This window comes from Pseudomonas sp. P5_B2 (assembly GCF_056400445.1).
Window position 1 is genome coordinate 1 of the sequence record NZ_JBFULH010001280.1, and the last position, 762, is coordinate 762.

1 protein-coding gene and 1 pseudogene are annotated in these 762 nt (G+C 56.2%); both read left to right on the forward strand.

Annotation, left to right across the window (positions count from 1 at the left end):
- A partial coding sequence (rplK, locus tag AC1DRJ_RS30740) for a 50S ribosomal protein L11 (RefSeq protein ID WP_477805427.1) occupies positions 1–378 on the forward strand: 378 nt, incomplete at its 5' end.
- Positions 378–762: pseudogene (locus AC1DRJ_RS30745) on the forward strand (50S ribosomal protein L1); the annotation flags it as partial. The gene rplK and the pseudogene AC1DRJ_RS30745, both read left to right, overlap by 1 nt.

Sequence of the window (762 nt, forward strand, 5' to 3'; positions counted from 1 at the left end):
AACCCAAGCCCACCTGTTGGTCCTGCTCTGGGTCAGCACGGCGTGAACATCATGGARTTCTGCAAGGCYTTCAACGCCCGTACTCAGGGTCTTGAGCCAGGTCTGCCGACTCCWGTGATCATCACTGTCTACAGYGACCGYAGCTTCACTTTYGAAACYAAGWSCACCCCYGCTTCGGTTCTGCTGAAGAARGCTGCTGGYCTGACYAGCGGTTCCGCTCGTCCRAACACCGTTAAGGTTGGCACYGTTACCCGTGCTCAGCTGGAAGAAATCGCGAAAACCAAAAACGCGGATCTGACTGCAGCTGATATGGACGCAGCCGTGCGTACTATCGCCGGTTCTGCTCGTAGCATGGGCCTTAACGTGGAGGGTGTGTAATGGCTAAGTTGACCAAACGTCAAAAGGCTATCGCCGGCAAAATCGAAGCAGGCAAGTCCTACAACTTTGTAGACGCTGCTGCTCTGCTGGCTGAGCTGTCGACTGTCAAGTTCAGCGAGTCGTTCGACGTTGCTGTTAACCTGGGTGTTGATCCGCGTAAATCTGACCAGGTTGTTCGTAGCGCTACTGTGCTGCCACACGGCACTGGCAAGACCGTTCGCGTAGCTGTGTTCACCCAGGGTCCAGCTGCTGAGGCCGCTCTGGCTGCCGGCGCTGACCGTGTAGGTATGGACGATCTGGCTGCAGAAATGAAAGGCGGCGACCTGAACTATGACGTAGTTATCGCATCCCCGGATGCAATGCGCGTTGTTGGCCAGTTGGGTC